A 12,894-nucleotide genomic window follows, 5' to 3' on the forward strand; every position below is an offset into this window, starting at 1 on the left:
CCTCGCATTCAGCGTCACAAAGCTCTATTTCCCCTGCTGGTTTGAGGTGTCCAACAGTCCGGCGGCGTCTGCAGCCTGACACACCCGCTGATAGTCGTCCGGCATTGTCAGCGCCGCCTCTGCACGTCTGAGTGCAGTCGAGGCATGTCGGTTCGCTGCAAGAGCAACCGCCGCATCGCCGAGTCGACCCAATGACGCCAGCGCTTGCTGCAATCGTATGCACACCTCGATGATCGCAGCGCCGTCCCGTGCGATGGGTGTAAAGAAATCGTCGAGCATGTCCGCTGCGCTCAGCCCCGGCGCGAATACGCGGTCGAACTTTGGATCTTCTGGCGGCGTCGGCCTGGACAAGTGCGACAGCACGCGAACGCCCCGCCCAATCACATCAACTGCGGTGCCTTGGTCGTTGATGGCGGGCGACAGCGCACGCGAGGCGACCTCGGCCATGACGATGATGCCGTACCGGGGGTCTCGGTCGAAGGTCCGCTGCGCGCCGATGACAAAAGCATCGCGCAGCGCGTCGTCGCAGTCTTCACCGATCCCCACCGACCAGGCGATCGGCTGCGACGGCTCCACAAATATCCCGGGAAGTACGCATATATAAACCGCGCGATCCTCCGACTGGGTCAGTTCGCCCAGCGCAGGCATGTCGACATGCTGCACGAAGCCGATCTTTTGCGGATACAACGGGCGCGCGCCCGGCAGGGCTTTGGGATCGACTTCCAGCGGTCGTCCGCCCAGAAAGGGTTGCTCCATTCGTTGGCACAGCGCCTGGGTGGCGGCCTTCTCGACCCTGGCCGTGGTTTCGGCAACGCGGCCCAGCCCGGACAATTGATCAATCCAGCGCAACAGCGCGTACACCACCAGGATGACCACGAAGATCGTCGCCGCGAACAGCACTACGCGCCCGTTGTCGCCGTAAAGGCCGGTGCTTAACGCGATGATGCCAACCAGGCTGAAAATGAACGAGCCGACAAAGGTTGAGAGCGTGTTTTGTGTGGTCGGGTCTTCGACCAACAGGGAAATCGCGCGCGGCGTGACGTTGTTCGTTGCCGAGCCGTAGGCCGCCACCATGATGCTCAGGGAGAAGGTGGTGACGGCGAGCATGCTGGATGCCAACACGCCGAGAATGTTGTCGACCGCATCGGAACCGATCTTGGTCGGCACGTCGTCGGGAATATAAGGCGCTGCCACCAGCGCCACCAGCGCGGTAGCAATTCCCAATACCGAATACAAGCTGGCCCGGAACCAGGGCCGCTTACTGATGCGGATGACAAACCACTTCCAACGCTCAATCATCTGTTGCTCGCAATACGTCCGTTTCACTACAGACAAGCGCGCTGAGGGACCGTTGCGTAGGCTTGGCGGTTTCTTGCCGCCCCGGTCGCCAGCGCTTAGCGGGCCAGCGCCTCGACCGTTGCGGGCAGGTCATGCATGTGATTGATCACGGCGACCACACCCAGCTCCCGCAATGCCTGGTCATGCCCGGCCGGGATGTGGCTGGCGCCAGTAAAGCCGATCACCTGCATGCCTGCCGTACGCGCCGCCAGCACGCCAGTCGGGCTGTCTTCGACGACCAGACAATGACCCGGCGCGACGCCCATGCGCTCGGCAGCCAGCAAGTACACGTCGGGCGCCGGTTTCGGTGAGCGGACCATTTCGGCGCAGAAGATATTGCCAGCCACCCGTTCGGTCAGGCCGGCACGCTGCAGCGATGCTTGAACGTTGTGCAAACGGCTATTGGATGCCACCGCCAGCGGCAGCTTGATGGCCAACAGCGCTTCGCGCACGCCCGGGATTGCCTGGACTTCTTCCGCCACGACCTTCTCGCTCTGCCGGCGTAGATCGGCATCGAAAGTCTCCGGCATGGTCAGGTCGAAACGTTTTTCAATCAGATCGATGATGCTCGGAACGGTCAGACCGAAGGTACCTTCCAGCGCGGCATGCAGCTGCTCGGCGGGTACATACAGGCTCAGGGCCTCGAACAGGACGCGGTGGCTGATGATTTCACTGTCGACGATCACACCGTCGCAGTCGCTGATCAGCAAGTCGATAGAGGCCATCGAATCTCCCGTTGTGAATGCGCAGAACGGCGCGACGACTCCGGTTTGGAGACAGCGCCTTGGACTGCAAACGGTGCGCTGAGTTTAGCCTGCGACCATACAGCGACCGCTCAACCACGCCGCCTCAGCGAATGCCCAACATCCGGTCAGCCGACCAACGCCCAGCGCCACGGCCAATAACGACCAGCATCAGGCCGATCCAGGTCAGGTGCGTAGGCCAGGCATCGGGGTAAACGAAGAGCTGAATAACCAGCGTCATGCCCAGCAGGGCCAAGGCCGATAGCCGCGCCAACAGGCCGAGCACCAGCAGCAGTGGGAACAGATGCTCGGCATAGGTGGCCAGATGCGCGGCAAGGTAAGGCGACAACAGCGGCAGCGCGTATTCGGTTTCGAACAGGCCGAAGGTGCTGGGTTTGATTGTAAGAAAGCCGCTGACCTTGGTCCGCCCGGAATAAAAGAACACCGTGGCGATGGCCAAGCGCGCCACCAGGCCCAACATCGAGTTGCTGATGTGGTGTTGCAGCCATACGGCGAGTCGATTCCAGTGCTGCAACGGACTCGATGTCGGGCTGGCTGGGTTCCTGTGCAGGGTGTGCATGTCGGTCACTCCAGTTGCTGATCAATCGATGGCGAAGACCCGAGCGGCAAACAGGCCCGCCAGCAGCGCATTGAAATCCAGCGCGGGCTGGGCCTCGAGCGCGAGATCCGATGCGCTGGCAAGCGTATGGCCATCGGCGCAGGCGTCGAGAAAGGTACAGCCGCCGACGCTCAAGGGCTGCCAGACGACACGGTTCTCTCGCCGGCAGAGCAACGTGCCCTCGCCCTGCCAGAGCAGCGGATCAGGCAGTTCGATGCCTTCGCGGTTGCAACGCCATAGGCTGAACGCCGGCAAAACGGACCAATGCCAGCGCGACGCTGCATGGGGTCGCAAATGCAATCCGGCCAGCTGGGTCGGCGTCATCGAGCTCAACGTATGCAGTTCCAGCCGAGGTTCTTCCGCCGCGGCAAACGCCTCAAGCCACAGGCGATCGAGGCGCGCAATCTCGGCGAGGTACGGTAAATCGCGGGCAGGTTCGAAACGCTGCAGAAAGTCTGCAAAGCCATCGCCATAGCTGATCAACTGCGGCTGGGTCGGAGGGCACTGCTGCGCGAAAACGCAGGCCGCTGCGCTCATCCACTCGGCGCCTACCAGCCGCTCGACCGTCGGAAAGTTCGCGCGCAAGGCATCTACACACCCTTTCATCACGGTGTTGCGGTACACCGCGAACCCCGGCTGCGCGATAAGCCTCGCCAGCCAATCAACGGAGGGGGCGGCAGCGGTGGAGGTAGTCGCCATGGGTTCGCTGGCCCATAGCGCTTCGGTCAAGCCATCCTGAAACTCGGCGAGCGAGCGCGTCATACCGCCCGCCTCCTTTCCAGCAGCCACTGCGCCTGGTCGCGCTCGACCAACAGTTCGGCGAAGGTTGGCAACTGGTCGTCACGTTCGATCAGTGTTGGACGCGAGCCGATGCGCTCGATCAACCGTTCATAAAGCGACCAGACGGCGTCAGCTATCGGCGCATCGTGGGAGTCGATCAATAGCCCTGAGAGCTCCGAGCTGTCCTGCCTATGTCCGGCCAGATGCACTTCCAGTAAGGCTTCAGCGGGAAAACCATCGATATAGGCAGCGGCATCGAAGCCGAGATTGTGCGCGCTGACGTGTACGTTGTTGACGTCTAGCAACAGGCCGCAGCCACTGCGGCGCGACAGCTCGGCGAGAAACTCGATTTCATCCCACTCATGCCCGTCGAGGTGCAGGTAGTGGCTGGGATTTTCCACCACAATCTGTCGCCCGAGGCGTTCCTGAGTGCGCTGAACGTTGTCGACGATACGGTTCAAGGCCGCACCGGTACGCGGAAACGGCAGGAGATCGGGATTGTACTGACCTCGCCAGGCGGACCAGGCCAGGTGTTCGGAAACCAGGACCGGCTGAACGCGCTCGACCAGCGTCCTGAGGTGTTGCAGATGGGCCTCGTCCGGCAGGCAATCGGCCGCCAGCGACAGCGATACGCCATGCAGTGAAAGCGGATGGCGCTCGCCGATAGCGTCTAGCCAGGCCAGACGAGGACCGCCGCCGAGCATGTAGTTCTCCGGGTGCACTTCGAACCAGAGCCCCGGCGCTGCACAGTCGTGCGCCGCCTCATAGTGCTCGGGCTTGAGTCCCAGGCCTGCTCCCAGAGCCAACACGCTCATGCGGAACCTCCTATCAGGATTCGATCGGCGTCAGCGAACCCATGCCTTCGGGCGTCTTGATCGAGGTGCAGGTCCCTGCGGGTACGTTCTTCCAGGCATTGCCCTGGTAATCCACCTTCGAACTGCCGGCGCAGCTGGTGCCCGCACCAGCCTTGCAATCGTTCTGACCAGCGAGCGCGACGCCGTAGCATTTCTCCATGGCACCTTCGGTCTTTTCCGCAGCCGTGGCACCGGCGGCGATGGATGCAAGCGCAACGGCTGCAGCAGCAAGGGCGAGATTGTTCATCGGTTGTTTCTCCATGCGGTGTTGCTGCCAGTGGTTTTACTGGCAGCTCGACCAGTAGTTCGCCGGGTACGGTCGATTGGTTACAGCAGGAGCAAGAAATATATTTTTGAGAATTCTTCCGTCTCGACCTACCGTAGCGGCGCGCCCCGCCCTGCCGTTGGCTGGAGGCAAAGGACGGGCAGCATCGATTTTTTCCTTGCGTGTAACCAGAGCGACCGATGCAACGAACTACCAGTCACGAGGCGTTGAAGGCACGCGAAGCCCATCTGCAACAGCTGCTACTGCTGGGGCTGGACGGCGACGAGGCGGCGTACCGGCAATTCCTGACGCTGCTCAGCGCACATCTGCGCAGTTTTCTCAGGCGCAGGCTGCAATCGCCCGAGGTCGAAGACCTACTCCAGGAAGCGTTGCTTGCGGTGCACAACGCGCGGCATACCTATCGGTCCGAGCAACCGGTGACAGCCTGGGTACAGGCGATTGCCCGCTACAAACTGATGGATCATTTCCGGGCCCATGCAAGGCACGACGCCTTGAATGATCCCCTTAGCGACCAGGCAGAGCTGCTGGCCGACGAAGATCACCAGGCCCAACAGGCGCAGCGGGACCTGGCGCGGCTGCTCGAACAACTGCCGGACAAGCAACGCTTGCCTATTTTTCACGTCAAATTACAGGGGCTTTCGGTGGAAGAAACCGCTCGACGCACCGGACTTTCGGCTTCAGCAGTCAAGGTGGGCGTTCACCGCGGACTGAAAGCGCTGGCCGCCCTGATTGGAGGTCATCGATGAAGACCGACGAGCTGATCAACATGCTCGCCAACCACGCACCGCCCGTGGATCGGCAGATCGTCACGCGCCGCTTTGGTACAGCCCTGGCCATCGGGCTGGCGCTGGCATTGCTGGTGTTACTGACGGTCTTCGGCGTTCGCCCGGACATTGGGCAAGCCGCGGCGACCCCGCTGTTCTGGGCCAAGCTTGCGCTGCCGGCGAGCCTGCTTGCGGGTGCTCTGCTGGTAACCACGCGGCTGGCCAGACCGGGAGCGCCTGTGGGCAACGGCTGGGTCACTGTCGCAGCGCCGGTGGTAGCGGTTTGGCTGGCGGCGTTGGGCCTGTTGTTCAGCGTTTCGGCCAATAACCGTTGGGCACTGATTTTTGGGGAAACCTGGCGAGTCTGCCCGGTGAACATCGCGCTACTGTCGATTCCAGCGTTCGTCTGCGTGTTCTGGGCTATCCGCGGCTTTGCGCCGACCCGGTTGCGTCTTGCCGGCGCAGCCGGGGGGTTGTTGGCCGGTTCGATGGCAACCCTAGCCTACAGCCTGCATTGTCCTGAGATGAGTGTCGCCTTCTGGGCCGTCTGGTATGTGCTCGGCATGCTCATCCCCACCGCCGTCGGCGCCCTCCTCGGCCCACGGCTGTTGCGTTGGTAAGCCGCATACGCGCATTTTCTTCAATACCGCGGCAGTTCCCGCTCCTATCGTCGCGCTGATGTTCATGCGTACTTTCAGGAGCTTTCGATGAGTCTTTTGCTATCCATGGCCGCCTTCGCGCTGGCTTCTTCCATATCGCCCGGCCCGGTCAACATCGTCGCGCTAAGCGCTGGCGCGCAGTTCGGTTTGCGGCCAGCCATGCGTCACGTCAGCGGCGCAACCATTGGCTTCACGCTGCTACTGTTGCTGATCGGGCTGGGCCTGAACGAACTTCTCGATCATTGGCCCTGGCTGACCGAATCGATCAAGCTGGCTGGCGTGGCATTTCTGCTGTACATGGCGTTTCGGCTGGCCGCAGACAACGGTCGCCTGAATGCAGACAAGCCTGCGATGCGGCCGACGCTGCTGTATGGCGCAGCGATGCAGTGGCTCAATCCCAAAGCCTGGCTGGCCTCGGTAGCGGGCATGGGCTTGTTCGCTGCCGCGGGCGACGCGCCCTCAGTCTGGCGCTTCGCAGCGATCTACTTCGTGATCTGCTATGCCTCACTGGCGTGTTGGGCGTATGCGGGCACCTTCCTGCGGCAACATCTCGACAAGCCCGCACGGGTACGGCTGTTCAATCGGGTGATGGCAGCGCTGCTGGTCGCCAGCGCGGCTTACCTGCTGCTGACCTGACGGGTGTCGTGGCGCACGTTTCGGCTTCCTGTCCGATAGTGCCCGGGCGTGGCGGCCAGCAGTTGCTTGAAGGCGCGCTGCAGGTGCGCCTGGTCAGCAAACCCCGCATCCAGCGCCACATCTGCAATAGGCCGGCCACGCCGCAGCTCGGCGCGCGCAAACTGCACGCGCCGATTGGTCAGATAGGCATGTGGCGTCATCCCGAACTGTTTTTTGAAAGCGCGAATGAGGCTCGACGGTGAGACGCCTGCCATGAGGCTGATCTCGCCCAGCTTGAGGGAGCGCTGATAATTGTCGGCAATGAACTCGGCGGCGCGCTGCAGTTTCAGGTCACTCTCCGGGACGCCGACTTCGAGCCCCAGTCGCTCGTGCAGCAGAGAGAACAAAGATACGGCGGCGGTTTCCTTTTGCAGCAAGTCGGCGTTGTCGTCGATGAGCACCGTATGAAAGCGGCGAAAGCCCGACTGTAGCAGCGGATCGCGGGTCATTATTGGGGCGAAGCAGCGGAAACCGCCGCCCCCCATCCCCAGGTCGTCCTGCAACTGGCTCAACCAGCCAGCATCGACATAAAGCATGCGATACGCCCATGGCTGATGCTGGATTGGATTGCAGGCGTGTACATCGCCGGGGTTCATTAGCACCAGCGTGCCGGCTTCGACGCGGCACTGATGATCGCCGTTGATGTAGGTACTGGCACCGCTGTCGATCAACCCGATGGAGAAGGTTTCATGGCTGTGCCGCGCATAACAGACGCGGCGGCCATCTTCCACAGTGCGCGACTCGATGAACGGCAGCGCCTCATCGCGCCAGAAACTGGACTCCGACGCTGAACGAGACTGGGCGAGGACGTGCTGATGCATGGTCGAATCTGTAACGGCAGTTGGGAACCTCAGCGTAGCCGAAAACGGGGCGATTGATTGGCAAACTGCTGTGTTTCGGCAAGGCCAGCAATGGCCTTCGGGGCAACGGGAACGGCCGTCAGAGGATTTCCAGCCCCTCGCACTTGTAATCACCGATGAAGATATCGTCCTGCAGCACCTCGCCGTCGAGGTTGAAGCAGAACAGGTAGCTCTCGGTTCGATCACCGATCTCGACGCTCTTCAGGCCAACGCACTCGTTGGGATGGCCCGGCAGGATCTTGAACGATGAAATACCCCGCTCGGGAACCCGCAGACCGACCTCAAGGGTTCGGATCTGGCTGAAGTCTTCGTTGGCAATAATCAAGGTGTTGGCGCCACGCTCCCGCTCATCGATCGTTTCGTCGAATGGCTCGGTCGAGATCTTGCGCGGAAAGAAAAGCCATTCACGGCGATACGGGTGCCACTCGGCCGCCTCGTGGATCACATAGCCGTCCGGCCCGACGCCCAGCGCGTCGCGGATGCGTTGATAGCGCTCCGACCAGTCCACGCTCTGTACGGCGTAGTGGCGGTCGAGCAGCTTTACCCACTCCTCAGAGGCCCTTTTGCCGTGGCTGCCGACGACCAATTGGTCGTTATAGAGTGTTGCCCACTCCGCTTTGAAACCCTTGAAGGCCTCGTCACCACTACCTGTCATGAGAATGTTTCGAGGCACCAGCTGGTTCTGGTCGCGGATCTCACAGACCAATCCGGTGCGGTCGTCAAAGGTCACCAAGCGCTTGCCGAACATGGCCAGCTCGGAGAATTCAGCGCCGCGCCCACCCTCGGCGATCAGGCTGACCAGCTGGAACTCGCCACCCTCATGCTCAGGGATGTCCTCGAAACGGTAGTTTGGCTTGCCCGTTTGCAGGTCGACGTCACGGTGCAGTCGATCATGGCGCAGGGTCGATTGCCAGGCGATTTGGCCGCTATCCAGTTCAACCTGGGACGCGTGGTCTTCATCTGTGATGATGGCCAGCAGGTATTCACGGGTGGTGCTGTCGTAGCGTTCGAGTCGCCGAACGTCGAAGTGCGATTCGCTCATGAGGTCAGGTGCTCGTCGGTGTTTGACGCCACCGGCACGCCCGGTGGCTCGTCAGGTTTCGGACAGCAGGGACCTCGCAAGTTCACTGGCAATAATCAGCACCTCAGCGGCTGCAGAACGGCTGCGTCTGTTTTACTGTCGGAACCTGAACCACGTATCCAGATGGGACCGCATGATTTTCCAGTTCTCAAATCGACAGCGTTCGACTGTTGACTCGCACGCGCCAACGCCGACTCTCTCCAGCCAGGCTGCGCGCCGACTCGCCGTTACGCTCACCAGCGCCTTGATGCTCGGCCTGGCCGGCTGCGGCACGCAAAAACCGGAGGTGCCTGCGCCCCGGCCGGACGAAGTACGCGCCAAGATCGTCCGGCTGATCCCCAGCAACATCCCGAATCGACAGGGCTGGGCCACCGACATCTACGCCGCCTTCGATGCGCTGGCGATCCCGCCGACTAACGAGAACCTCTGCGCCGTCCTGGCCGTTACGGTGCAGGAATCCACTTTCCAGGCGACCCCACCGGTTCCAGGCCTGGCGAAAATCGCCCGCGATGAGATCTACCGTCGCGCGTCTCGACTCCATGTCCCACGCTTCATCGTAGATGCGGCCTTGGACGTCCAATCACCCAACGGCAAGACCTACAGCCAGCGCCTCGCGGCGGTGCGCACTGAAGAACAGCTGAGCGCAATCTTCGACGACTTCCTCGGCATCATGCCGCTCGGCAAACAGCTGTTCGGCACGCTCAACCCGGTCAAGACCGGTGGCCCCATGCAAGTCAGTATCGCCTTCGCCGAAGACCGCGCACGCGACTATCCCTACCGCCGTGAAGGCTCTATCCGGGATGAGGTGTTCACTCGCCGCGGCGGTATGTACTTCGGCATTGCACATCTGCTGGACTACCCCGCTAGTTACACCCAGCCGCTGTACCGCTTCGCAGATTTCAATGCCGGCTGGTATGCCAGCCGCAACGCCGCGTTTCAGGCCGCGGTCAGCCGCGCGAGCGGGATCAAGCTGACCCTCGATGGCGATCTGATCATTCATGGCAGCAGCAAAGCCGGCCAGACCGAGCGTGCGGTTCGCTCGCTGGCGGGCAAGCTCGACATGAGCGAGACAGCGATTCGCAACGCCCTGGAGCGCGGCGATACGCACGGATTCGAGAAAACCACGCTGTATGAGCGCGTCTTCGCTTTGGCTGATAAGCGTGCAGGAAAGCCTCTGCCCCGCGCGGTGCTGCCTGGCATTCGGCTGGAAAGTCCGAAGATCACACGCAACCTGACGACCGCCTGGTTTGCCAATCGAGTCAATGATCGACATCTGGCGTGCATGAAACGCGCAGGCCATTAGCGGGAACATTTGTCACCGGCAACCCCTCGCAGTACTGGTATTGCGAACTCGGAGCCGTTATGTCCCAGCTGAACATTGCACTTGCCATCATGGGCGGCGTTGCCGTCTGTATTGCGTTGCTGTCGGCGCTGATCAAGCGTAGCCCTGTATCCGAGCCGGCGCTCGCCGTGCTGGTCGGCCTTGCCGTCGGCCCATATGGCTTGAGTTGGCTCGATCTCGCGCGCTGGGGCGACACCTTCAGCATTCTCGAGCAAGCGGCGCGGCTGACGCTGGCAATCGGGCTGATGGGTGTTGCCCTGCGCCTGCAGCGTGCGGCGCTCAAGGCCATGCTCAAGCCCGTCATGCTCTTGCTGACCTTCGTCATGCTCGGTATGTGGCTGGTGTCATCCTTGTTGGCCGGTTGGCTGCTGGGGTTGTCGCTGTGGGCAGCCCTGCTGCTGGGTGCAGTGGTCACACCCACCGACCCGGTAGTCGCCAGCTCGATCGTGACCGGCAAGTTCGCAAAACAGCACCTCCCCTTGCGGCTGCGCGACACCCTGTCGGCGGAATCCGGAGCCAACGACGGCCTGGCCTACGCCTTCGTCATGCTGCCAATTCTCATGCTCAGCCATTCGCCTAATCAGGCCTGGTCGCGCTGGCTCATCGAGTCGGTACTGATCGGCATCGGTGGTGCCGCGCTGATGGGCGCAATTGTGGGTTTTGCAGCAGCCAAGCTGCTGGCCTTTGCAGAGCACAAGAAGCTGGTAGCCAGTTCCTCTCTGCTGGGCTACACCGTGGCGTTCTCACTATTGACGCTGGGACTCGCCAAGCTGCTGCAGACAGATGGGGTGCTGGCGGTATTCGCAGCGGGGCTGGCGTTCAACCTCTTCAGCGAGAAGCACGAAGAGCAGGAAGAAGAAAACATCCAGGAAGCAGTGGCAAAGCTATTCACGCTGCCGATGTTTGTGATCTTCGGCATCGCTCTTCCCTTGCACGAGTGGGTAGCGCTGGGATGGCCGCTGGTGGCGCTTGCGTTGCTGGTCCTGTTGTTGCGCAGGCCTCCGGTGGTGATGGTGATGTCCAGCACCTGGAGCCATTCGCTCAATTCCCGCGACTCGCTCTACCTCGGCTGGTTCGGCCCGCTGGGTATCGCCGCGATCTACTACGCCGCGCTCGCACATAGCCATCTGCACGATCCGCTCTATTGGCATGCGGCGAGCGCGTTGATCTTCGCATCGATCATGATTCACGGCGTGTCTGCGGCACCGCTGTCGCATCTGTATTCACGCCATCCCGGCGCAGCGCCGCAAGGTAGCGCTCACCTGGACGAGTAATCTGGCTGAGCCAATAGAACGAAACGGGCGGACCGCGTTGGGACGAGCCGATCAGCCAATCAGCCCCATCCCCGCAAGCACGAAGGCGCCAACCGCCACGATTATCCCGAGAACGATGGCTGCTCCGTCTCGGGTGGTGATACCCAGACCGAACAGGCAGATGGCCGAGAACGGCGCGGTGCTGGCGAAGGGCAACAGTTCAAGCGGAGGCACCGAGGTCGCAAGCACTACGCAGAGCACCGCAATCACTCGTAGAAAGCTATTGCTGGTGGCCCAGGCCAAACGCTTGTTGCTCACTTTGTCCAGCCAGCGCACAACCGGACGGATTTTGTTCAGGCCCTTCTCAAGCTTCTGACCGCTGACCGAGCGATGCGCGAGAAATCCGGGCATCCAGAAATGATGCCGACCAAACAACATCTGGATGGCGAACAACGCGACGATCAGTGCGAGCATGCTCGGCACGCCGGGGATACCGCCGACCGGGCTGATCTCGATGATTGCGGGAACGAACAGGAACGGCCCGAAACTGCGCTGACCGATTGTGTTCTGAATGTCACCAACCGATACCTTAGTTTGGTTATCGCCTAACTCGACGACACCGTCGATCACTTGTTCAAGACAGTCATGTTCGTGTTCGCGCTTGTTGGTCTCAGTCATGCGGTCCTCCTCGTCGCAGTAGGGCTGTAGATACGGCAGGATGCCTGCTGCGACACTTAAAGCACTGTCCCGCTGACATAATCCTCTGATGAGCTACAGCAAGTTATTTGCGATCGAAACAGCAAAGTACAGTCACAGCTTTGTTGCACAAAACTTGTACAAATTACAACCATGCGACTTGCCATCATTGCCGTGCCGCTTAATCAAACGGCATAAAAAAACGGAACTTGCTTAGCAAGTTCCGCTTATGTTCGCTTACGTTAACATTAATGCGTTAACGTATTACGATTTGCGGCCGCCACCATGGCTGTTTTCGCCGCCTTTCTTACCAGCTTCAGAAGCCTTCTCGCGGTCGTTGGCAAAGTTGCCACCGCTGTTCTGGCCGCCTTTCTGGCCGGCTTCAGAAGCTTTCTCGCGGTCGTTAGCGAAGTTGCCGCCGCTGTTCTGGCCGCCCTTCTGGCCGGCTTCGGAGGCGCGCTGCGGATCGTTGGCAAAGTTGCCGCCGCTGTTGTGACCGCCTTTTTGCCCAGCTTCGGAGGCCTTTTCGCGATCGTTTGCAAAGTTACCCGGATTTCCGCTCTTATCGTTCGACATGAGATTACTCCAGTTACTTGGTGGTACTTGAAATGGCGACCGCTCTGCAGCCGCCTCACTATCTCGGAGGACAAGAGCGGCCCGAGAGTTCTAAAAAAAAAGTATATCTAGATGAACGGCGTACAGTTCAAACTGCCATTACAAGCGCAACACATGGACAATAAATAATTGCATTTAGATAGCAACGAAACGCTAGATGCCCCACCCGCGCCAGTTACACCGCTATATATACTTTTTCCACACTCGGCGAGCACCAACGATCAAGGTATGCGATCCGAAAACGCCGTTCATCGGCGCGCCGAAACGGGCTGAGTTTGTCAACAACCTGTAACCGAATCCGGGCAGTCTCGGAGCCATGGAAAGCCACG

At 60.9% G+C, this 12,894-nt stretch carries 15 protein-coding genes; 5 read left to right on the plus strand and 10 right to left on the minus strand.

All coding sequences use genetic code 11. The features are described 5' to 3' along the window. Window positions 1-24: 24 nt before the first annotated feature. From C1896_12980 to C1896_13005, 6 genes are all read right to left on the minus strand, one after another. A complete protein-coding gene (locus tag C1896_12980; GenBank protein ID AZZ45724.1) occupies window positions 25-1,299 on the minus strand; it encodes a DUF2254 domain-containing protein in 1,275 nt (424 codons plus the stop codon). A gap of 95 nt (window positions 1,300-1,394) precedes the next feature. Beyond that, window positions 1,395-2,063 carry an HAD family hydrolase gene (locus C1896_12985; GenBank protein ID AZZ45725.1) on the minus strand — a complete coding sequence of 223 codons (669 nt, stop codon included), beginning with the start codon at window positions 2,061-2,063 and terminating at the stop codon, window positions 1,395-1,397. A 124-nt stretch (window positions 2,064-2,187) separates the two neighbouring features. After that, on the minus strand, window positions 2,188-2,661 hold the full coding sequence (locus tag C1896_12990; GenBank protein AZZ45726.1) for a DoxX family protein: 474 nt from the start codon (window positions 2,659-2,661) through the stop codon (window positions 2,188-2,190). 21 nt (window positions 2,662-2,682) lie between these two features. Beyond that, window positions 2,683-3,462 (minus strand): DUF2063 domain-containing protein, encoded by a 780-nt coding sequence (locus C1896_12995; protein AZZ45727.1) that lies wholly within the window; start codon window positions 3,460-3,462, stop codon window positions 2,683-2,685. After that, complete coding sequence (locus C1896_13000; protein ID AZZ45728.1) at window positions 3,459-4,295, minus strand: DUF692 domain-containing protein; 837 nt, start codon at window positions 4,293-4,295, stop codon at window positions 3,459-3,461. Before C1896_13000 ends, C1896_12995 begins: the two co-directional genes overlap by 4 nt. A 13-nt stretch (window positions 4,296-4,308) precedes the next feature. After that, a complete protein-coding gene (locus C1896_13005) occupies window positions 4,309-4,581 on the minus strand; it encodes a DUF2282 domain-containing protein (GenBank protein ID AZZ45729.1) in 273 nt (90 codons plus the stop codon). 218 nt (window positions 4,582-4,799) lie between these two features. Between C1896_13005 and C1896_13010 the strand changes: the two genes are divergently transcribed. The 3 genes from C1896_13010 (at window position 4,800) to C1896_13020 (ending at window position 6,679) form a co-directional block, all read left to right on the plus strand. Continuing rightward, window positions 4,800-5,366 (plus strand): RNA polymerase subunit sigma, encoded by a 567-nt coding sequence (locus C1896_13010; protein AZZ45730.1) that lies wholly within the window; start codon window positions 4,800-4,802, stop codon window positions 5,364-5,366. Beyond that, window positions 5,363-6,004 carry an anti-sigma F factor gene (locus C1896_13015; protein AZZ45731.1) on the plus strand — a complete coding sequence of 214 codons (642 nt, stop codon included), beginning with the start codon at window positions 5,363-5,365 and terminating at the stop codon, window positions 6,002-6,004. The genes C1896_13010 and C1896_13015 overlap by 4 nt, the downstream gene beginning before the upstream one ends. Before the next feature lie 87 nt (window positions 6,005-6,091). Next, window positions 6,092-6,679, plus strand: coding sequence for a LysE family translocator (locus C1896_13020; protein ID AZZ45732.1), 588 nt, complete (start codon window positions 6,092-6,094; stop codon window positions 6,677-6,679). Here C1896_13020 and C1896_13025 read toward each other — a convergent pair. Beyond that, window positions 6,661-7,539, minus strand: a complete 879-nt coding sequence (locus C1896_13025) for an AraC family transcriptional regulator (protein AZZ45733.1) — start codon at window positions 7,537-7,539, stop codon at window positions 6,661-6,663. The two genes, C1896_13020 and C1896_13025, sit on opposite strands and share 19 nt — an antisense overlap. Before the next feature lie 118 nt (window positions 7,540-7,657). Beyond that, window positions 7,658-8,620 carry a hypothetical protein gene (locus C1896_13030; protein AZZ45734.1) on the minus strand — a complete coding sequence of 321 codons (963 nt, stop codon included), beginning with the start codon at window positions 8,618-8,620 and terminating at the stop codon, window positions 7,658-7,660. 286 nt (window positions 8,621-8,906) lie between these two features. Here C1896_13030 and C1896_13035 point away from each other — a divergent pair, with 286 nt between their 5' ends. Together C1896_13035 and C1896_13040 are read left to right on the plus strand one after the other, a co-directional pair. After that, window positions 8,907-9,962 carry a DUF1615 domain-containing protein gene (locus C1896_13035; protein ID AZZ47666.1) on the plus strand — a complete coding sequence of 352 codons (1,056 nt, stop codon included), beginning with the start codon at window positions 8,907-8,909 and terminating at the stop codon, window positions 9,960-9,962. Between the two features lie 59 nt (window positions 9,963-10,021). Continuing rightward, the gene (locus tag C1896_13040) at window positions 10,022-11,275 is read left to right on the plus strand and encodes a sodium:proton exchanger (protein ID AZZ45735.1); all 1,254 of its coding nucleotides are present in this window, start codon (window positions 10,022-10,024) and stop codon (window positions 11,273-11,275) included. A gap of 51 nt (window positions 11,276-11,326) precedes the next feature. On the opposite strand, the gene C1896_13045 is transcribed toward C1896_13040, so the two are convergent. Continuing rightward, entirely contained in the window at window positions 11,327-11,932 is a 606-nt protein-coding gene (locus C1896_13045) for a hypothetical protein (GenBank protein AZZ45736.1), read from the minus strand. A 282-nt stretch (window positions 11,933-12,214) separates the two neighbouring features. After that, complete coding sequence (locus C1896_13050; GenBank protein AZZ45737.1) at window positions 12,215-12,526, minus strand: stress-induced acidophilic repeat motif-containing protein; 312 nt, start codon at window positions 12,524-12,526, stop codon at window positions 12,215-12,217. Window positions 12,527-12,894 lie beyond the last annotated feature (368 nt).

The organism is Pseudomonadaceae bacterium SI-3 (assembly GCA_004010935.1).
GTDB lineage: Bacteria > Pseudomonadota > Gammaproteobacteria > Pseudomonadales > Pseudomonadaceae > Stutzerimonas.